The organism is Nocardia sp. NPDC004415, assembly GCF_053602435.1.
In genome coordinates, this window is record NZ_JBSGDP010000003.1 from 1 (window position 1) to 18,784 (window position 18,784).

General features: G+C 70.6%; 18 protein-coding genes. 13 read left to right on the forward strand and 5 right to left on the reverse strand.

The genetic code is table 11. The features are described 5' to 3' along the window. Positions 1 to 115: 115 nt before the first annotated feature. Positions 116 to 1,708: an FAD-binding protein gene (locus tag ACWEMY_RS02160; protein ID WP_452388507.1), complete on the forward strand. Its 1,593-nt coding sequence runs from the start codon at positions 116 to 118 to the stop codon at positions 1,706 to 1,708. Continuing rightward, positions 1,705 to 2,043 carry a 4Fe-4S dicluster domain-containing protein gene (locus ACWEMY_RS02165; protein WP_375927175.1) on the forward strand — a complete coding sequence of 113 codons (339 nt, stop codon included), beginning with the start codon at positions 1,705 to 1,707 and terminating at the stop codon, positions 2,041 to 2,043. The genes ACWEMY_RS02160 and ACWEMY_RS02165 overlap by 4 nt, the downstream gene beginning before the upstream one ends. On the opposite strand, the gene ACWEMY_RS02170 is transcribed toward ACWEMY_RS02165, so the two are convergent. Beyond that, a complete protein-coding gene (locus ACWEMY_RS02170; protein WP_452388508.1) occupies positions 2,033 to 2,755 on the reverse strand; it encodes a 2'-5' RNA ligase family protein in 723 nt (240 codons plus the stop codon). The two genes, ACWEMY_RS02165 and ACWEMY_RS02170, sit on opposite strands and share 11 nt — an antisense overlap. Before the next feature lie 166 nt (positions 2,756 to 2,921). Here ACWEMY_RS02170 and ACWEMY_RS02175 point away from each other — a divergent pair, with 166 nt between their 5' ends. After that, the gene (locus tag ACWEMY_RS02175; protein WP_375927171.1) at positions 2,922 to 3,263 is read left to right on the forward strand and encodes a hypothetical protein; all 342 of its coding nucleotides are present in this window, start codon (positions 2,922 to 2,924) and stop codon (positions 3,261 to 3,263) included. Between the two features lie 3 nt (positions 3,264 to 3,266). On the opposite strand, the gene ACWEMY_RS02180 is transcribed toward ACWEMY_RS02175, so the two are convergent. After that, positions 3,267 to 3,638, reverse strand: coding sequence for a YybH family protein (locus ACWEMY_RS02180; RefSeq protein ID WP_375927169.1), 372 nt, complete (start codon positions 3,636 to 3,638; stop codon positions 3,267 to 3,269). 391 nt (positions 3,639 to 4,029) lie between these two features. Here ACWEMY_RS02180 and ACWEMY_RS02185 point away from each other — a divergent pair, with 391 nt between their 5' ends. The 10 genes from ACWEMY_RS02185 (at position 4,030) to ACWEMY_RS02230 (ending at position 16,180) form a co-directional block, all read left to right on the forward strand. Beyond that, positions 4,030 to 4,563, forward strand: coding sequence for a hypothetical protein (locus tag ACWEMY_RS02185; RefSeq protein ID WP_452388509.1), 534 nt, complete (start codon positions 4,030 to 4,032; stop codon positions 4,561 to 4,563). A 17-nt stretch (positions 4,564 to 4,580) separates the two neighbouring features. Continuing rightward, complete coding sequence (locus ACWEMY_RS02190; protein ID WP_452388510.1) at positions 4,581 to 6,185, forward strand: MFS transporter; 1,605 nt, start codon at positions 4,581 to 4,583, stop codon at positions 6,183 to 6,185. Between the two features lie 23 nt (positions 6,186 to 6,208). After that, a complete protein-coding gene (locus tag ACWEMY_RS02195; protein ID WP_452388511.1) occupies positions 6,209 to 6,640 on the forward strand; it encodes a DUF7144 family membrane protein in 432 nt (143 codons plus the stop codon). Between the two features lie 55 nt (positions 6,641 to 6,695). After that, positions 6,696 to 8,000 carry a diacylglycerol/lipid kinase family protein gene (locus tag ACWEMY_RS02200; protein WP_452388512.1) on the forward strand — a complete coding sequence of 435 codons (1,305 nt, stop codon included), beginning with the start codon at positions 6,696 to 6,698 and terminating at the stop codon, positions 7,998 to 8,000. Between the two features lie 417 nt (positions 8,001 to 8,417). Next, positions 8,418 to 9,902 (forward strand): condensation domain-containing protein, encoded by a 1,485-nt coding sequence (locus ACWEMY_RS02205; protein WP_452388513.1) that lies wholly within the window; start codon positions 8,418 to 8,420, stop codon positions 9,900 to 9,902. A 4-nt stretch (positions 9,903 to 9,906) separates the two neighbouring features. Next, positions 9,907 to 11,127, forward strand: coding sequence for a glycosyltransferase (locus ACWEMY_RS02210; RefSeq protein ID WP_452388514.1), 1,221 nt, complete (start codon positions 9,907 to 9,909; stop codon positions 11,125 to 11,127). Then, positions 11,124 to 12,062 (forward strand): ATP-binding cassette domain-containing protein, encoded by a 939-nt coding sequence (locus ACWEMY_RS02215; protein ID WP_452388515.1) that lies wholly within the window; start codon positions 11,124 to 11,126, stop codon positions 12,060 to 12,062. Before ACWEMY_RS02210 ends, ACWEMY_RS02215 begins: the two co-directional genes overlap by 4 nt. 23 nt (positions 12,063 to 12,085) lie before the next feature. Then, positions 12,086 to 12,913 (forward strand): ABC transporter permease, encoded by an 828-nt coding sequence (locus tag ACWEMY_RS02220; protein WP_452388516.1) that lies wholly within the window; start codon positions 12,086 to 12,088, stop codon positions 12,911 to 12,913. Between the two features lie 9 nt (positions 12,914 to 12,922). After that, positions 12,923 to 14,302 carry a hypothetical protein gene (locus ACWEMY_RS02225; protein ID WP_452388517.1) on the forward strand — a complete coding sequence of 460 codons (1,380 nt, stop codon included), beginning with the start codon at positions 12,923 to 12,925 and terminating at the stop codon, positions 14,300 to 14,302. Between the two features lie 51 nt (positions 14,303 to 14,353). Then, positions 14,354 to 16,180: a glycoside hydrolase family 15 protein gene (locus tag ACWEMY_RS02230; protein WP_452388518.1), complete on the forward strand. Its 1,827-nt coding sequence runs from the start codon at positions 14,354 to 14,356 to the stop codon at positions 16,178 to 16,180. A gap of 22 nt (positions 16,181 to 16,202) precedes the next feature. On the opposite strand, the gene ACWEMY_RS02235 is transcribed toward ACWEMY_RS02230, so the two are convergent. The 3 genes from ACWEMY_RS02235 to fdxA all read right to left on the reverse strand — a co-directional run bounded on the left by ACWEMY_RS02235 (position 16,203) and on the right by fdxA (position 18,645). Continuing rightward, positions 16,203 to 17,432 carry an amidohydrolase family protein gene (locus ACWEMY_RS02235; protein ID WP_452388519.1) on the reverse strand — a complete coding sequence of 410 codons (1,230 nt, stop codon included), beginning with the start codon at positions 17,430 to 17,432 and terminating at the stop codon, positions 16,203 to 16,205. Between the two features lie 163 nt (positions 17,433 to 17,595). Further along, the gene (locus tag ACWEMY_RS02240; RefSeq protein ID WP_452388520.1) at positions 17,596 to 18,243 is read right to left on the reverse strand and encodes a dihydrofolate reductase family protein; all 648 of its coding nucleotides are present in this window, start codon (positions 18,241 to 18,243) and stop codon (positions 17,596 to 17,598) included. A 66-nt stretch (positions 18,244 to 18,309) separates the two neighbouring features. Continuing rightward, positions 18,310 to 18,645: a ferredoxin gene (gene fdxA / locus ACWEMY_RS02245; protein ID WP_452388521.1), complete on the reverse strand. Its 336-nt coding sequence runs from the start codon at positions 18,643 to 18,645 to the stop codon at positions 18,310 to 18,312. Positions 18,646 to 18,784: the final 139 nt, after the last annotated feature.

Consider the following 18,784-nt stretch of genomic DNA (forward strand, 5'->3'; position numbering starts at 1 on the left):
TCAGGCGCCGTTGCGTACGCGACGAAGGAGCAAGCAACGGTGCCTGATCGACGGGACCGCCCAAGGGGCGCGAACTCGAGCGCGCCAGCGCTCCAACAAACAAGGACAGCTTCCTATGAGCGAGATATTGCAGGCGAGCACCGATGTGCTCATCATCGGCGGTGGTCCGGCCGCGTGCTGGGCGGCCATCCATGCCCGTGAGACGGGGGCCGACGTGGTCCTGGTCGACAAGGGCTACTGCGGCACCAGCGGCGCGACCGCGCCGTCGGGCACCGGTGTCTGGTATGTGGCGCCCGAGGCCGAGGCACGCGCCGCGGCGAAGGCGAGCCGGGAGGCGCTGGGCGGCTATCTCGCCGATCACCACTGGATGGATCGCGTCCTGGATCAGACCTACACGAACATGAACCGGCTCGCCGTCGAGGGCCGGTACCCGTTCCCGGTCGACCCGGCGACCGGCACACCGCTGCGCACCGGCGTGCAGGGCCCGGAGTACATGCGCCGGATGCGGGCGTGGCTGACGCGGATCGGCGTCCGGGTCCACGATCACAGTCCCGCCCTGGAACTGCTCGTCGACGAGTCCGGTGCGGTCCGTGGCGCGGCGGGCCATCAGCGTCAGCTCGACCGCGACTACCGGATCACCGCGCGCGCGGTGGTGCTGGCCACGGGTGGCTGCGCGTTCCTGTCGCGGGCGCTGGGCACCAATGTCGACACCGGCGACGGCGCGCTCATGGCGGCCGAGGCCGGTGCCCGCTTCTCCGGCATGGAGTTCTCCAACGCCTACGCGCTGGTGCCCAAGGGTTCCACCATCACCAAGACCGCCTACTACGGCTACGCCACCCTCTTCGGTGCCGACGGCCGGGTGCTCGAGGAGGCAGGCTCGGCGCGCGGCCGCTCGGTGATCGCGCGGACCCTGCTGCAGGAGAAGGTGTTCGCCCAGCTCGATCGCGCGGACGCGACCGTGCAGGCGCAGATGCGGGTGGGTCAGCCCAATTTCTTCCTGCAGTTCGATCGGCGCGGCATCGATCCGTTCACCCAGCGCTTCGAGATCGATCTGCTCGCCGAGGGCACCGTGCGCGGCACCGGCGGCATCGATGTGGTCGACGACGAGTGCGCGACAACGGTTCCCGGCCTGTATGTCGCCGGTGACGCGGCGACCAGGGAGCGGATCTGTGGCGGGTTCACCGGCGGTGGCAGCCACAACGCGGCCTGGGCGATGTCGTCGGGCAGCTGGGCGGGTGCGGGCGCGGCTCGCTACGCGCGGACGGCCGAGGTCGGTACCGGTGCGGTGCGCGGTCTCGGTGGCGTCGGATTGCGGCCCGAGGGTGGGCCGTCGGTGTCGGCTGCCGAGGTGGTGGCCGCCGCGCAGGCCGAACTGCTGCCGATCGAGCACAATTTCCTGCGCCACGGTGAACGGCTGCGCCCGGCGCTGGCCCGGCTCGACGAGCTGTGGTCGGCCGCGTCCGACGGGCTCGGCGGGGTGAGCGGGGACGAACGGATCCGGGCCCGTCAGGCCGCGGCCATCACCGCGGTCGGGCGGCTCATGTACCGGTCGGCGCTGGCGCGCACCGAGACCCGCGGCATGAGCAAGCGCGCCGATCATCCGGACCTGGACCCGGCCCAGCACCATCATCTGCTCTCCGGCGGACTGGACGCGCCGTGGACGGATCCGGCGCCCACCCGCGAGCGGGCACTGGCGGTGGCGTCGTGATCGAGCTGCTGCGCGCCGACGACTGCATCGGCTGCGACAAGTGCGTGGCCGCCTGCCCGACCAATGTGTTCGACAGCACCGACAGCGGCATCCCGGTCATCGCCCGGCAGTCCGACTGCCAGACCTGCTTCCTGTGCGAGGCGTATTGCCCGGTCGACGCGCTCTACGTCGCCCCGGAGGTCACCCCGCTGCCCGCCGGTGCCGCGGTGCCGACCGAGCACATCGGCGGCTACCGGGAGAAACTCGGCTGGGGACGCGGCCGCACACCGGGTGCCCGGCTCGCGGTGGGACCGCGGCTCCCGCACGGCACCCCGCCGCCACGGCTCAGTTCCTGAGCAGCCGATCCCGCTCCGGCGTGCGCAGCGGCCCGAACAGCGGATCGTCGAAGACGGTGCGCTCCACGACCGGAGTGGGATCGCGCAGCAGGTCGGCGGTGCTGACCTCCGACCAGTCGTATCGGCCGTTCTCGCAGAGCAATTCGACCATCGACACGGACGAGACCGTGTCGTCGAGGGTGAAGTCGACGAAACCGTCCTCGGCCAGGGCCGCGCGGATCTCATCGCGCGAGGACGGTTCGGTCGCGTGCGCCAGGGCCAGGTAGGGCTGCAGCGGTTCGCCGAATTCGGGGATGCGCTCGCGGATCCATACCTCGCTCAGCGCGCGGGTGAGGTCTTCGCGCACGCGAACCAGTTCCTCGGGCAGGGCGATCGGCAGCCGGATCGAGTCGTCGGCGACCATGGGCGGACCGAAGGTGAGCGGGAACGGCGCGTGCTCGGCCAGCAGGTCGCGCGCCCCGGCGACCAGCGCCGCCAGATGCACGCCCTTGACGCCGTCGACGAAACCGATGCCCTGCACCCCGATCCGCAGACGGGCGGCGTCGACCTGCTCGAGCCCGGGTAATCGGGTCAGTGTCGGCGCGAAGATCTCGACGAGTTTGTCGGCGACGGTCTGGGTGGGCACGATCTGCCAGTCGTAGAAGGAACGCCCCGGTGTCCACCCCGGCCGCCACCACCAGCGGCTGGCAACCGTCATCTCGCTCGCGATCATGGTCCCACCTCCCGATCTCGGCCGGTGCTGCGATGCCAGTTACCTCTCAGCGACGGTATTCCCCGGCGCTGTGGGCCCGCAACACGACGAGACCGTTCCGTTGCCTCTTCGATCCCGAGTCAGCGCTTGGGGCCACGGCGCGCCTGCGCGCACTACACTGACCGGCATGCCTGTTCGACGGCTGATCTCGCTCTGCGCGTTCGCCCTGCTGCTTCCCCTCGCCGCCACCGCCTGCACCATGACCGGCCCCGGCACCACCTCCGAGTGCACCGTCGGCGGCTGCACCATCACCTTCGAGCGCGGGGTGCAGGCCAAGGCCTCGGTCCTCGGGATCGACGCCGAGCTCGTCGCCGTCAACGGTGACCTGGTCACCCTGAGCATCGGTGGTCAGCAGATCACCGTGCCGGTGGGTCAGTCCCAGGCCGCCGACGGGGTCGATGTGCGGGTCAGCGAGGTGACCGCCGACAAGGTGGTCGTCGTGCTGAACTCCGGCCTGCAGCAGAACTGACGCTCAGCCCAGCACATTGGGCTGATCCAGGATCCACCGCCAGCTCCCGTCGGGCTGCCGCCGCGCGACCTCCACCGTGGCCCCACCACCGCCCGGCAGCCGCGACGAGGTGAGCGCGAGGTCGCCCGCGCGTAAGGCGGGCGATTGCGCGCCCGGCTGGAACACCGGCCGCGAGGCCACCAGCCGCGTGTAGGCGGCCCTGATCTGCTCGATCCCGGTCGCGACGACACCGTCGGGCAGGGCGAGCACCGCGTCGGACTCGTACAACTCCACCAGACCGTCCACATCGCCGGCGTTGAGCCGTTCGACCACGAGCCTGCTCAGGTCTTCCGGGCGCCGGGCACGTTCGCGCGCGGCGTTGTCGTTCTCGGTCATCGCCACCCCTGTCCTCGATATGGGCTGTGCGACAACGGTAACGCCGGGGTCCGACACGTTCGGTTCACCGCAGCGCAGACGGCGAAACCCCCGAAAGCCGGTGGCTGTTCGGGGGTTTCGTCAGCGTGCCTCAACCGATCACAGCGGCGGGAACCCCGACGAGCCGGTCGCCATCCAGTTCCAGAACTCGGCGGCGCGGTTCACGAGCAACGCGATGACGTCGAGGGCAGTGCTTCCCATGGTCTTCCTCACGGTCGAACGAACAAACTTCCGCGCGCCACCATAGCAACCGGCTTCGGCTGGGCAACGCTGTGATAACGCGCAGATAACGAGCCCGCGGGCGCCTATAGTTCACCAGAGGGGTGTCACCCGACGACCATGGTGAGGGCCGATGGAAGGCAACGGACACAAGCTCTTGCACGGGCCCTTGTTCTCCCGGGTCCCGCTCGACCAGCGCAATGCCGCCAGCCGGATCAGCGCCTACATCTACGGCAACATCCTGATTCTGGCCGCGCTGATCCCGGTCTCGCCGTCGAACGAGAACGTCGGCATCCTCGTCGTGCTCGGCACCGCCCTGTCGACCTTCGTCGCGCACGCCTTCGCCGAGAACATCGGCCGGTCGGTGCGGTCGGATCAGCCACCGACCGGGCTCGAGCGCTGGACCGACCTGCGCGACTCGCTGCCCATTCTCACCTCCGCCGTGCTGCCGTGCGTGATCCTCGCGGCCGCCGCGATCGGCTGGCTCGAACCGCGCACCGCGCAGGTCCTCGCCGAGGCCGTGATGCTGGTCCGCATCGGCGGCATCGTCTTCGTCATCCGGCGGCTACAGGGCGCGCGCCCGGACCGGTCGACCCTGACCGGTGCCCTGCTGCTGACCTGTGTGGCCACCGCGATCGTGGTGGTCAAAGTCGTCCTGACCCACTGAGCCCGAGGAGCATGCCGATGTCGGCGCCACCGGTGAAGTCGAGTGCGATCGTGCTGGCCGTCCTGGCCTCCGGCCAGTTCCTGATGACGCTGGACAGTTCGGTGATGAACGTGTCGATGGCCACCGTCGCGCAGGATCTCGGCACCACCATCACCGGCATCCAGTCCGCGATCACGCTCTACACCCTGGTCATGGCCTCGCTGATGATCACCGGCAGCAAGGTGGGCGCGATCCTGGGACGGCGCCGGGTGTTCGGGATCGGCCTGGTCGTCTACGGTATCGGCTCGCTGGTCACCGGCGCGGCGCCGAATCTGACGGTCCTGCTGCTGGGCTGGTCACTGCTCGAGGGGATCGGTGCCGCCCTGATCATGCCCGCGATCGTCTCGCTCGTCGCGGGGAACTTCGCCGCCGAGCGCAGGCCCGCAGCCTACGGACTGGTGGCGGCGGCGGGCGCCATGGCCGTCGCCGTCGGCCCGCTGCTCGGTGGCGCGGTGACCACCTTCGCGTCCTGGCGCTACGTCTTCTTCGGCGAGGTGGTCGTCGTGGTGGCGATCCTGCTGGTGCTGCGCCGGATCCAGGACGCCCCCGCACCCCGGGTCGAGCTGGACCTGGTCGGGTCGGTGCTGTCGGCGATCGGTCTGGGCGCGATCGTGTTCGGGGTGTTGCGGTCGAGCGAATGGGGGTGGGTGCGGCCCGAGACCGGCGCACCGGCGGTGTTCGGCCTCTCGGCGGTCTTCTGGTTGCTCATCGGCGGCCTGCTCACGCTGTATCTGTTCCTGCGCAGGCAGAACTGGCTGGTGCGCCGCGGCCGGGAACCGCTCATCGACCCGGCGCTGCTGCGCAACCGGCAGCTGGTCGGCGGGTCGACCATGTTCTTCGCGCAGTTCGCCGTGCAGGCGGGGGTCTTCTTCGCGGTGCCGCTGTTCCTGTCGGTGGTGCTCGAGCTCAGCGCGCTCGAGACCGGCGTCCGCATCCTGCCGCTGTCGATCGCCCTGGTCCTGGCCGCGGTGGGCATCCCGCGACTGCGCCCGCGGGCCGATCCGCGCCGGGTGGTCCGGTTCGGGCTGGGCGTGATGATCGTCGGGGTGCTGATCCTCGCGGCCGGAATGGATCCCGGGGCCGACGCGAGCGTGGTGGCGATCCCGATGGTGCTGATGGGCCTGGGACTGGGCGCGCTGGCCTCGCAACTGGGCGCGGTCACGGTCTCGGCTGTCCCGGATTCGCGCAGTGCGGAGGTCGGCGGCCTGCAGAACACCGCCACCACGCTCGGCGCGTCGCTGGGTACCGCGCTGATCGGCTCGGTGCTGATCGCCACGCTGTCCTCCGCGGCGCTGGCGGGCATCGAGGGCAATCCGGCGGTGCCCGCCTCGGTCCAGGCGCAGGCCACCACGGATCTGGCCCAGGGCGTGCCGTTCCTGTCCGACCGGCAGGTGCACGAGGCACTCGACGCCGCGGGCGTGGACGACGCGACCGCCGAGACCATCGCGGGCGTCAACGCCGAGGCCCGGCTCGAGGCCCTCCAGGTGGCTTTCGCCGTGACCGCGTTGATCGCGGTGATGGCACTGTTCGGCACCGGTTTGGTGCCGCGTCGGCCCGCGACCGAATCGAGCGGTTCAGGCTGAGTGTCGCCGGATAGAATTCGGCAATGACCGGAAATACAGGTTCGACACGAATGACGTCGCCGGTGGAAGAACCATTTCAGAAACAGGCCGTCGCGGAGGGCATTTCCGTGGTGGCCGCGTGCCTGTTGCTCATCATGGCGGCGGCCTCGGTATTGCAGGGTATCGCCGCGCTGGCGAACGACGAATTGTATGTCGCCGGAGTCGAATACGTGTACCGCTTCGACACGACGACCTGGGGCTGGATCCATGTGGTTCTCGGCGCGCTGGGCCTGATCGTCGGCGTCGGCCTGGTCCTGGGAGCGGCGTGGGGCCGGTATTCCGCCTTGGCGGTGGCGGCCCTGGTGATCGTCGCGAATTTCCTTTCCCTGCCGTACTATCCGGCGTGGTCGATCGTGATCATCGCGCTCAGCGTGCTCGTCATCTGGGCGGTCAGCACCTGGCAACCCCGGCACTGACGACCACCGCATCGTGGGCGACGGCGACGTGCCCCCGGAATCGGTCCGCCACGGTATGACCGAGGATTCCGGGACGCGGGTGCGGCGCTGGTCGGCCAGGGCCGCCTATCTGTTCGCCGCGGTGACCATCGCGGTGCCGGTGGTGTTCGCCGGAGTGGTGGGCACGGTCGGGCTGCTGATCGTGGGGGCCGGCGGTGTCGTGGTCACCACGGCGGCGCTCTACTGGTTGCTGACCCGGTACGGGCTGCTGCGCTGGGCGTCGCTGGTCATCGCGGCCCTCACCCCGATCGTGGTCGTGGCGCTGTTCGTGCGCGCGCATCTGCTGTGGGTGGTGCTGCTCGCCGCGGCGGCCGCCCTCGCCGCCCTGGCCTGCGCGCGGATCGCCCTGCGCCCGGAGACTTCGCGCACCACCGCCCCCGAGCTGCCCGCCGCCCGGGCCCGGCACCCGTTCCTGATCATGAATCCGCGCTCCGGCGGCGGAAAGGTCGAGCGGTTCGAGCTGCCGCGCCGGGCCGAGGAACTCGGGGCCGAAGTCGTGCTGCTGACCGGCCAGGTCGATGTCGTCGCCCTGGCTCGTGCCGCCGTGGCGCGCGGCGCGGACCTGCTCGGGGTCGCCGGTGGTGACGGCACGCAGGCCCTGGTCGCGGGTGTCGCGGCCGAGCACGGGCTGCCGTTCCTGGTGATCAGCGCGGGGACCCGGAACCATTTCGCGATGGACCTCGGGCTGGATCGCGCTGATCCCGCCGCCGGTCTCGACGCGCTGCGCGACGGGGTCGAGTTGCGCGTGGACCTGGGCCGGATCAATGGCCTGCCGTTCGTCAACAACACGTCGTTCGGTGTCTACGCCGAGATCGTGCGCAGTCCCGCCTACCGCGACGACAAGACCGCGACGGTGCTGCGCCTGCTCCCCGACCTGCTCGCGGGTCATCGCGGCCACCATCTCGTCGCGCGGATCGACGGGACGACCGTCACCGGCGCCCAGGCGATCCTGGTGAGCAACAACCCGTACGGCACCAGCGACCTCGCGGGCCTGAGCCGCCGCGAACGGCTCGACCGGGGCCTGCTCGGCGCGGTCACCCTCACCGTCGCGAGCACCCGCGACGCGGTCGGCCTGATCCGCCGCACCCGCAGCCGCGGCCTGACCCAGCGCGCCGCGCCCGAGGTCACCGTCGACGCCGACGCGCCACGTATCCCGGTCGGCGTCGACGGCGAGTCCCTCGAACTCGACACCCCCGTCCGCTGTGTCGTCGAACCGGGCGCGCTGCGGGTGTGGGTGCCGAGGAACCGGCCGGGAACGCCACCCGCCGCGCCCACGATCGATTGGCTCAGGTTGCGCGATCTGGCCTTCCGCGGCCGGTGATCCGGGCTGATTCCACCGCTGCCGGATCGTCGCAAGTGAACGGACGGAAAACGGCACCGGACAACGATTCACCCGGACTGTGACGACGACTACACCGTATATCCGTCGCGCGTGAACAAAACTCTCGATGGACACCGATGTCCACCATTTCCTCCACCCGAAATAGTGTGCGCGCCACCGATGATCCGCCGCGGCCGCCCCCGGGAATTTTGATCAGAAAGTATTGTTCAGCGGATCGGTGACCGCACTCACAGGCATGAATTCCGGCGCGCTGGCTATAGCATCGAACCCGCCGAGGCTTCCCGGGAATATCCACCGTCGAAGATCCAGAGCATCAGTGGTGTCACATCGACGTGCCCCTTTTCGAATCGTTCTTCCGCCGCTTCGGCCTGTATTCGTCACGAGGTGAACCCGGTCATGGAATACACCCATCTGTCCGAATTCGAGATCCGCCCCGGAATGCTGTCGATCTGGACCCCGGAACTGCCCGGTACGGCCTGGCAGACCGACGCCCGCCCGCTCACCAGCGTGCATGCCGGATACTGCGCCGGAGTCGACCCCGCCGACCCGCTGCCGGGTCGTGGCCGCTGGATCGGCACCGTGTTCGAGATGGACGCCCCGTTCCTGGCCGAGGCCTGGCGGGAGACGCTGCGGCGCTGGCACGCGCGCCACGAGGGCCTGCGCACCACCGTCGATCCGTCCGCCCGCACCCGGCTCACCGCCGCCGTAGACGACCTGGTCGTCGCCGAACAGCCCATCGACGGGCTCACCGACGGCTCCGAGATCAACGAATTCCTGCGGGGCGCACTGGAACTGTGCCTGTCGCCGCTGGTGTGGCCACACTGCCTGGCCGCCACCGTCGAGCATCCGGACACCGCCGACTTCACCGTCGTGGTGGCCGCCGACCACTCGGTGCTCGACGCCTACTCGCAGGCCATCCTGATCCTGGAACTGCGCGCGCTCTACCGCGAGGCGGTCGAGGGTCTGCCGTCGCGGGCGTCGGCCACCTTCGGCAGCGCCGCCGACTTCGCGGTGCTCGAACGCGCGGCCGCCCTGGCGCTCGAGCCGTCCTGCCCCGCCGTCACCACCTGGCGTGAATTCCTCGCAGGCGGGTCCATGCCGCGCTTCGCCCCGCACGCCCAACACCCGGTCGAGGAGGGCCTGCCGCAGCCCAGCGTGTCGCGCCGCGTGCTCGATCTGGCCGACCTCGAGCGTGTCGAGGCCGCGCTGGACGCGATCCGGCACCGCCTGTCGGTGGCGGTGTTCGCGGGACTGGCGCTGGCCAACCGGCACCGGTTCGGCGAGAGCGGGTTGCGCACCGTCATGCCGATCGCGACCCGGCCGGATCTGCGCTGGCTGGAATCGATGGGCTGGTTCGTCAATGTGGTGCCGGTCGACATCGCCCTCACCGACAGCGACGGTGTCGCCGACGTGCTCGACCGCACCCGCGCCGCCCTGCGCCGCGCCCGCACGGCGGGCGACGCGTCGTGGAGCCGCGTGCTCGAGCTGTTGCGGGTCGCCGAGACGCCGCGCTTCGGCGTCTCCTTCCTCGACATCCGGGTGCTGCCCGGCTACGAACTCGTCGCCGACCTGCGCGGACGCACCCTGCGCGCCGAGTCCTACTCCCCCGACGAGGTGTTCCTGTGGGTGGTGCGCGCCGCCGACGGTCTCTACGTCTCCACCCGCTACCCGGCCGGTTTCCCCGCGGAGGTGATGGAGGAATTCCTGACCGAGTTCGGCCACGCACTGCGCGCGATCACCGCGATGGAGTCCGCACCGGCACCGCACGCGCAGCTCGTCGCGGCCACGCACTCCGCCGCCGACCCGGTCGGGTACGCGCAGGCGCCGGACGCCTCCCGTGGCGCCCCGGACCCGCTGACCGGCGCGGCCCAGGTGGGGTGAGCGGATGCGGGCACTGTTGGCCTTCACCGGCAGCCGGGGCGACGCGCAACCCGGCATCCTGCTGGCCCACGCGCTGCGCGAGCGCGGTCACGAGGTGACTCTCGCGCTGGCGCCGAACCTCGTCCCCTTCGCCGAGGCACACGGCATCGCGACCGTCCCGTACGGCTACGACAGCGCCGCGCTGCTGCTGGCGCAGCGCACCGACACCCGATTCGGCAGCCGCGACCCCAGGGCACGGCTGCGCGCCACCCTCGATCTGCAACGCCGCGGCGTACCGGAAATGGTGCATGACCTGCGCGCACTCGTGCCCGGACACGATGTGGTCGTGGCCGGTATGGCCGGCGAGGAGGCCGCGGCCGCGACGGCGCGGGCCCACGGCCTGCCGTTCGCCGCGCTGCACTTCTTCCCGATCCAGCCCAATACCGCCGTCCCGGTCGTGCCCGCCCCGTGGGCGCGGCGTCTGCCCGCAGCCGTGCACCGACTCGGCTGGACGATCCTCACCGGTCTGCGCGCCGCCGCCCTCGCCCCGATCCTGCCCCGCGCGCAGGCCCACACCGCCACCGTCGCGATCCAGGCCTACGACCCGGACCTGTTCCCCGGCCTGCGCGCGCAGCTGCCCGGCCCGTTCACCGGCTTCCCGACCGACCGCGACGGCCTGCTGCGGCCACCCGCCGATCCCGATCTCGACGCCTGGCTCTCGGCGGGCAGCGCACCGGTCTATGTCGGCTTCGGGTCGATGGATGTCGGCGATCCGCTCGCTTTCGCCGCGATGCTGCGGGAGGTGTGCGCGCGGCGGGGCCGACGGCTGCTGCTCGCCAGCGGCTGGAGTCCTCTCCCGCCGGGAATCGACGAGGCGGTGGCGGTCGTGGCGCACGTCGACCACGCCGCCGTGCTGCCGCGCTGTGTCGCCGCCGTGCACCACGGTGGCGCGGGTACGACCGCGGCCGCGCTGAGAGCCGGTGTGCCCCAGGTGATCTGCTCGGTGCAGGCCGACCAGCCCTACTGGGGCGCGGCCCTGCGGCAGCTCGGCCTCGCCGCGACCGTGCGCGCGAAGGACCTCACCGGCGACCGGCTCACCGAACTGCTCGACCGGGTCGCCGATCCCGACGTCGTGCTGCGCGCGGCCGCGTACGCCACGGAATACACCGACGACGGTGTCGACCGCGCCGCCGACACCGTCGCGGCCCTGGCCGCCCCGATTCCCGCCCCCAGGAGGCTCCGATGAGCACCGACCTCGCCATCCGCACCACCGGACTCGGCAAGTCCTACGGCGATTTCCAGGCCGTCGGCCGCGTGGATCTCACCGTCGCGGCCGGTTCCGTCTTCGCGCTGCTCGGCCCGAACGGCGCGGGCAAGACCACCACCGTGCGCATGCTCGCCACCCTCGTGCGTCCCGACCGCGGCAGCGCCGAGATCTTCGGCTACGACATCGTGCGCGACGCCACCGCCGTGCGCTCCCTGATCGGGCTCACCGGCCAGTACGCTTCCGTCGACGAAACCCTCACCGCCGGGGAGAACCTGCGCCTGTTCGCCCGCCTGCTCGGCTTCTCGCGCCGCGCGGCCGCCGACCGCAGCGCCGAGCTGCTCGCGGAATTCGAGCTGTCCGCGGTGACCGACCGTCCGGTGGCGCAGTTCTCCGGCGGCATGCGACGCAGGCTCGACCTGGCGGCGACGCTGATCACCGATCCCCCGCTGATCTTCCTCGACGAGCCGACCACCGGCCTGGACCCGCACACCCGCGACAAGATGTGGGGCGTGATCCGGCGCCTCGTCGCCCGGGGCGCGACCGTGCTGCTCACCACGCAGTACCTCGAGGAGGCCGACGCACTCGCCGACCGGATCGCCGTCATCGACCGCGGCGCGATCGTCGCCGAGGGCACGGCCACCGAACTGAAGTCCTCCATCGGCGAGCAGGTGCTGCGGCTGGACCTCGCCGACCCCGCCGACTCCGCCCGCGCCGAGGGGATCGTCGTCCGGCTCACCGGCGAGATCCCGGAGGGTTCGACGGCGGGCACCCTCACCGTCGCCCTGGCCGACGCGGGCACCGCCGCCGACATCGTCGCCGCCTGCCGGGCGGCCGCGATCCCGTTGCGCGGCTTCGCCGTCGACCGTCCCGATCTCAACGAGGTCTTCCTCGCTCTCACCGGCACCGCCGCCTGACCCGCGAAAGCCAGAGGCCCGCAATGACTCTCACCACCACCGAGATCGCCCCCGCGCCCACGACGATCGACCGCCGCCCCCGCGTCACCCGGGTGGGGCCACGCGCCGCGCTGTTCCATTCACTGATGATGGCCTGGCGTGGCCTGCTCACCTTCCGCCACAGCCCGCAGCTGCTCTACGACGCCCTTCTGCTGCCCATCGTCGGGCCGGTGCTGTTCGGCAGCATCTTCGGCACCGCCATCGCCGGGAGCATGCAGGCGTACCTGCCGATCCTCATTCCCGGGGTGCTCGTGCAGATCGTGCTCACCTCCTCGGTCGCCACCGGCGTCCAGCTCTCCGAGGACATCCGGTCCGGCGTATTCGACCGGTTCGTCGCCATGCCGATCGCCCGCTCCGCGCCTGTCGCCGGCGCGCTGCTGGCCGGGGCCACCCGCTACGTGCTGGCCGCGACGACCGTGGTGATCGTCGGATTCGCGATGGGCTACCGGCCGGAGCACCCGCTCGGCTTCGCCGCCGGGGCGGTGCTCGTGGTGCTGGCCACCACGGCGATCAGCTGGCTGTTCGCGTTCATCGGGGTCACCGTGTCGCGACCGGCGGCGGTGCAGGGCATGTCGATGCTGGTGCTGACCTTCCTCAGCTTCGCCTCCAACGCACTCGTCCCCGAGGAATCCATGCCCACCTGGCTCGCCGTCGTGTCCGACTACAACCCGGTGTCCTATCTCGTGTCCGCGGTGCGCGCGCTCGCCGAAGACGGTGTCGTCGGCGCCGACGCGCTGTGGTCGATCGTGGCCTCGTTCGCCGTGGCCGCGGTCTTCGCGCCCCTGACCGTGCGCACCCTGCGCGCCCGCTGAGGAGTTCCCATGACACTCACCGCCCCGGCCGCGACCGCCGTCGCGCCCGCCGCCGTCAACCGCCTCACCGCCGACGACGACCTGTTCCTGAAACTGCACAGCCTCTACGGCAACGCCCTGGTCAACCAGCTCGCCTGGCGCTTCGACGCACCGCTGCCCCACCCGGTGCTGACCAGGCTGCACGCCCACCTCGCGCAAGGTTTCCTGGCCCGGCGCGTGCACCCCGCACGGCTGCCGTTCGCCCGCCCGTACTGGCTGCCCGCCACCGAGTCGTTACCGCTGGACCTGGACACGGCACCGGTGGCCGAGAACGACGTCCTCGACTGGTTCTTCGACCGCGGCCGCGTGGATTTCGACCCGGCGACCGGACGCGTCTGGCAGCTCTCGGCGGCCCCCACCGCGTCCGGGGGAACACTGGTCTCGCTGGTGACCTCCCATGTCGTCTCCGACGGCGGCGCGGTGCTGTTCGCCGTCGGAGACGCACTGGCCCGGCTGTCCGCGAACGAGCAACCCGACCGCGCCACCAGCTCCGGACACCTGGTCGGGACCGCACCACGAAACCCGCTGCGCACGAACCTCTCCGACGCGGCCGGGCAGACCCGCGCCATCGCACGCGGTATCCGTGCGGCCATCGCGAGCCGCACCGTCACCGAGCCTGCCCGCAACCCCCGAGCGCCACTGCCCGAACTCCCCCACCCCGCGCGGTGGGCGCCCGCCGACCTCGTCGCCCAGATCGACCTGGACCAGTGGGAAACCGTGGCCCGCCGTCACCACGGCACCACCAACGGCCTGCTCATCGCCGTGGGCGCCGGTCTGCTCGGCCGTTCCGGCAGGGTCGGCGACGCCGCCGAGATCCGCGTCGACGTCCCGCACTCACTGCGCGTGCCCGGTGATCCGCGCGCCAATGCCACCACCGGCCTGCCGATCGCGGTCACCTACCGCGCCGGGGAACCCATCGACCTGGCTGCCGTCCGCACGGCCGTCAAGCAGGCGGCCACCGCCTACCGGGACCCGGCCACCACCCCGGCCCCGCAACACCTGCAACCACTGCAGATGGTGCTCCCTCGAGCGGTCCTGCGCTGGTTCGCCCGCACCGCCAAGGCCCCGGAATGCCTGTGCACCAACCTGGGCGAATCCGCCCTCGGTGTGGCCGATTTCGCCGGGCATCGCGCCACCGCGGTACTCATGCGCCCGGTGGTCTGCGCCAACGACCCGGCCATGTTCCGGCGCGTCGAGGTCGGGGTCAACCTGTCGTTCTCCACCGACGGCCGCACCGTCACCCTCGCCGTCACCGGCGCCGACCCCGACCGCTTCCCCACCCGCGCGAGCCTGCGCGAGCAGCTGACGGCCGAACTCGCGTCCTGGGACCTGCGGCCGCACTACTGGTAATCACCCTCTCCGGGTGAGGACGGCGTGCGGGTACGCGTGTTCGCTGGAGACGTGAACGACTACCCACCGATCGACGAGCACGGCATCGTCGGGGATCTGCAGACCGCGGCACTGGTCTCGGCGGACGGGACGATCGACTGGTGGTGCGCGCCGCGTTTCGACTCACCCAGCGTCTTCGCCTCGCTGCTCGACAGCGACAAGGGCGGACACTGCGCGGTCGCGGTCGACACCTCCCACACGGTCACCGTCCGCCAGCTCTACCTGCCCGACACCGCGATCCTGCTCACCCGGTTCAGCGGGCCGGATGGCGTCGGCGAGGTCGCCGACTTCATGGAACCGCTCCTCGACGACGAACCGGCCGAGCGGCACCGGCTGGTGCGCGTCATCCGGGTGGTGCGCGGCACGCTCACCTTCACCCTGAGCTGCCGACCCCGCTTCGACTACGGGCGCGCCACCCACACCCTCGACCCGATCGACGACCACGCCGCCGTCTTCGACTCGCCCGTGGCCGGTCTGCACCTCGAGACCTCCGCCCAGATCGCCCTGCGCGCCGACGGCACCGACGCCGTCTCGGCCTTCACCCTGTCCGCCGGTGACGTCGCCGGCATCGTGTTGACCACCACCGCCCCGGGCACGAGGCTCACCGAGCGGGCGAGCTACGACAGTGTCCGCGAGGCGTTCGACCGGTGCAGGCTCTACTGGCAGACCTGGCTGCGCACCTCCACCTACCGCGGTCGCTGGCGCGACATGGTCAACCGGTCGGCGATCACCCTCAAACTGCTCACCTACCACCCGACCGGCGCGCCCATCGCCGCCGCCACCATGGGCCTGCCCGAACAGATCGGCGGCGAACGCAACTGGGACTACCGCTACACCTGGATCCGGGACGCCTCGCTGTCGGTGCGGGCGCTGATGGATCTCGGCTTCACCGAGGAGGCGCACGCCTTCCGCGACTGGCTGCGCGAACGCGTCGGGGCGGGCGGCACCACCTCGGGCGAACCGTTGCAGATCATGTACCGGGTCGACGGCGACCCGCACCTCACCGAGGAAACACTCGACCACCTGGCCGGATACCAGAATTCGGCACCGGTCCGGCTCGGCAACGGCGCCGCCGACCAGATCCAGCTCGACATCTACGGCGAGGCCGCCGACGCCCTGGCCCAGGCCACCGGGATCGCGGGCATCGCCGGGTGGAAGATGTTCGCCGGACTCGTCGACTGGTTCGCCGACAACTGGGACCGCCCCGACGAGGGCATCTGGGAGACCCGCGGCGGCAGGCAGAACTTCACCTACAGCAGGCTGATGGCCTGGGTGGCCTTCGACCGCGCGATCCGCCTCGCGACCGAGCAGGCCCGGCCCGCCGACCTGATCCGCTGGCGCACCGAACGCGATGCCGTGTTCGCGCAGATCATCGAGCGCGGCTACGACCCCGAACGCCGGGCCTTCGTGCAGCACTTCGACACCCATGTCCTGGACGCCTCGCTGCTGCTCATGCCGCGCATGGGATTCCTGGCGGCCTCGGACCCCATGTGGCTGAGCACCCTGGACGCGATGGAACGCGAACTCGTCAGCGACAGCCTGGTCTACCGGTACGACCCGGAAGCCTCGCCGGACGGATTGCGCGGCACCGAAGGCACTTTCAACCTGTGCAGCTTCCTCTACGTCGAGGCGCTCGCCCGCACCGGCCGGGTCCAGCAGGCCCGCTACGCCTTCGACAAGATGCTCACCTATGCCAACCACGTCGGCCTGTTCGCCGAGGAGATCGGCCCCTCCGGCGAACAACTCGGCAATTTCCCCCAGGCCTTCACCCACCTGGCCCTCATCGCCGCCGCCCAAGCCCTCGACGAGGAACTCGACCGCGCCGAATCCCGCGACTGACCCGACACAGGAACAGCCGACCTCATGGCTGTTTGTGGACCACGCCGTCCTTCATGACGAAATCCACGGTGCCGGTGACGTCGATGTCGGTGAACGGGTCGCCGGGCATGGCGATGATGTCGGCGATCTTGCCCGGCGCCAGCACGCCGAGGTCGTCGAGCTCGAGCAGCTCGGCGGCGACGCTGGTAGCGGCTTTCAGCGCTCGTGCGTTACTGATCCCGGTCGAGACCATCATCGGGAACTCTTTCCAGTTGTCCGCGTGCGGGAACATGCCCGCATCGGTCCCGAACGCGATCTTCACCTGTGATTCCGCGACGAATGTGGCGCCGTCGAGCAACGCTTTACGATGGACGCGGTACTTGTGCCTCTTGTAGGCGGGCTGGTGGACCCAGTAGGCGTCGTCGTCGACGCGGCGGGCATCGTCGAGCATCGTGTACTGAGTGGGCACCAGGAAGACGTCCTTGTCGATCATCATCTGCAGGGTCTGCGCGGTGGCCAGGTTGCCGTGCTCGATACTGCGCACACCGGCGCGGACCGCGCGCTGGACGCCTTCGTTACCCAGGCAGTGCGGGGTGGTGTGGCGGCCGAGGTCGCGTGCGGTGGCGACGAGGGTGTCCATTTCCTCTTGGCTGTAGGTGGTTTGGGCCGGGTCGTCGGAGGGGCTGGAGAATCCGCCGGTCGCCCCGAATTTGATCCAGTCGGCGCCCGCGCGGATCTCGGTGCGCACCCGGGTTCGGATCTCGTCGCAGCCGTCGGCGGCGGCCATCTCCAGCAGGCGGTGTCCACCCTGGAACTGCGCGTCCAGGATCGCGCTTAAGTCGCCGTGGCCACCACGCGCGGAGATCAGGTGCGGCGCCACCAGCATGCGCGGACCGACGATCAGACCGGCCGCGATCGCGTTGCGCAGATCGAGGGTGTTGTATTCGAGGTCGGCGGTCATCAGGTCACGGATGGTGGTGAACCCGTTGAGCAGCATCGTCTTCAATACCGGCAGGCTGGCCAGCGCGATCGCCGCACCGGATTTCGCGATCGCCGGCGCCAGGGCCGGTGTGAGGGTGACGTGGGTGTGGCAATCCATGAACCCCGGTGTCACCGTGTGGCCGGCCAGGTCGATCACGACCGCTCCGTCCGGGACGGGAAGGTGCTCGCCGATCGCGCTGATCCGATCCTTGTCGACGAGGATGTCGCGCACCCCGGCAGGGGAATCGGTGAGCCCGTCCCACACGGTCGCACCAGTGAGCAAAGTGGCCATTCGATACCTCCAACACCGGACGGATCGGTTTGCTTGGAGCTTGCTGTTGCGGAGGGCTCGATCATAGGCAGTCATCGAGCCTTTTCGCGGGAGGCCGCGGCCCTTTCGCCGCCGTCGGCCGAGATACCCCTGGGCGAGGGTGGAGTCGACTGTCCGGGACGGCTCACTTGCGCCAGAACAGGTGGTGCACGATCCCGCTCGCGCTCGGCACCTTCTCCAGATGGAACCGGTCGGTGAGCTCGTCCGGACTCTCCCAGAGTCGTTCCCCTCGCCCGAGCGCCACATCCGGGACCATCGCGCAGTGCAGGGAGTCGATCAGGTCGGCCGCGAGGAATTCCCGCACGGTCGCCACCCCACCGCCGATGCGCACGTCCTTGCCGTCGGCCGCCGCGAACGCCTCCTTCAGCGCGTCCGCCGGTGACGCGTCGAGGAAGTGGAACGTGGTGTCGCCCAGCGTGAACGAGGGCCGGGGGTGATGGGTGAGGACGAAGACCGGGGTGTGGAACGGCGGCTCGTCGCCCCACCAGCCCTGCCAGTCGTAGTTCTCCCAGGGCCCGCGCTGCGGCCCGAACTTGTTGCGGCCCATGATCTCGGCGCCGATGTTGTTGTGGAAGTCGCGCGTGAAGTAGTCGTCGAGTCCTTCACTGCCGCCCGGCTCCGAACGATTCGGCCAGTGCGCCGTCGCCCCCGCCCAGGACGCCAGTTTCGACGGATCGGCGTGCCCGAACGGGCGCTCCCGGCTCTGCCCCTCGCCGGCCCCGAACCCGTCGGCCGACAACATGAAGTTCTGCACCCGCACCCGCTGAGCCATCCCGAACCCTTCCGCTCGCACCGATCAAGTAGCTGCGAACCTACTCCTGCGGTGTGACATATCGGCTCATGGCTGGTACTGCTGCACGAACACGGTGTCGACCCCCAGCGGACCCACCGCCGTCGCGCCGCCAGGGTGCCCGAGCGGCTCGGCCCGACCCGGCAGCGGCTCGGTGAAGAATCGCGCGTTCTCGACGATGAACACGTCCTGCCCGGCGGGCATGTCGTCTTCGTAGTAGATCGCCTCCACCGGGCACGCCGGTTCGCACGCACCGCAGTCGGTGCACTCGTCGGGCTGGATATACGCCATCCGGTTGCCCTCGAAGATGCAGTCGACCGGGCACTCGTCGACACAGGCACGATCCAGCACATCCACACACGCGGCACCGATCACGAACGCCATACTGCCCTCCTCTGCCGAGCAACCCCGCGAACCGGGCTCGCCCCCAATCCTGGGCCGTTCCCGCACACCGGAGTAGTGCCCAACTGCCGACCACCCCATAAACAAGCCTTATGGGTGGCACCGCCGATCCCGACCGCAC

Coding starts and splice junctions, on each gene's coding strand:
- ACWEMY_RS02215 (WP_452388515.1), top strand. CDS start 11,124: ATGAGCACCGACCTCGCCATCCGCACCACCGGACTCGGCAAGTCCTAC.
- ACWEMY_RS02235 (WP_452388519.1), bottom strand. CDS start 17,432: ATGGCCACTTTGCTCACTGGTGCGACCGTGTGGGACGGGCTCACCGAT.
- ACWEMY_RS02175 (WP_375927171.1), top strand. CDS start 2,922: ATGCCTGTTCGACGGCTGATCTCGCTCTGCGCGTTCGCCCTGCTGCTT.
- ACWEMY_RS02180 (WP_375927169.1), bottom strand. CDS start 3,638: ATGACCGAGAACGACAACGCCGCGCGCGAACGTGCCCGGCGCCCGGAA.
- ACWEMY_RS02240 (WP_452388520.1), bottom strand. CDS start 18,243: ATGGCTCAGCGGGTGCGGGTGCAGAACTTCATGTTGTCGGCCGACGGG.
- ACWEMY_RS02200 (WP_452388512.1), top strand. CDS start 6,696: ATGACCGAGGATTCCGGGACGCGGGTGCGGCGCTGGTCGGCCAGGGCC.
- ACWEMY_RS02210 (WP_452388514.1), top strand. CDS start 9,907: ATGCGGGCACTGTTGGCCTTCACCGGCAGCCGGGGCGACGCGCAACCC.
- ACWEMY_RS02160 (WP_452388507.1), top strand. CDS start 116: ATGAGCGAGATATTGCAGGCGAGCACCGATGTGCTCATCATCGGCGGT.
- ACWEMY_RS02225 (WP_452388517.1), top strand. CDS start 12,923: ATGACACTCACCGCCCCGGCCGCGACCGCCGTCGCGCCCGCCGCCGTC.
- ACWEMY_RS02170 (WP_452388508.1), bottom strand. CDS start 2,755: ATGATCGCGAGCGAGATGACGGTTGCCAGCCGCTGGTGGTGGCGGCCG.
- ACWEMY_RS02195 (WP_452388511.1), top strand. CDS start 6,209: ATGACCGGAAATACAGGTTCGACACGAATGACGTCGCCGGTGGAAGAA.
- fdxA (WP_452388521.1), bottom strand. CDS start 18,645: ATGGCGTTCGTGATCGGTGCCGCGTGTGTGGATGTGCTGGATCGTGCC.
- ACWEMY_RS02190 (WP_452388510.1), top strand. CDS start 4,581: ATGTCGGCGCCACCGGTGAAGTCGAGTGCGATCGTGCTGGCCGTCCTG.
- ACWEMY_RS02205 (WP_452388513.1), top strand. CDS start 8,418: ATGGAATACACCCATCTGTCCGAATTCGAGATCCGCCCCGGAATGCTG.
- ACWEMY_RS02185 (WP_452388509.1), top strand. CDS start 4,030: ATGGAAGGCAACGGACACAAGCTCTTGCACGGGCCCTTGTTCTCCCGG.
- ACWEMY_RS02220 (WP_452388516.1), top strand. CDS start 12,086: ATGACTCTCACCACCACCGAGATCGCCCCCGCGCCCACGACGATCGAC.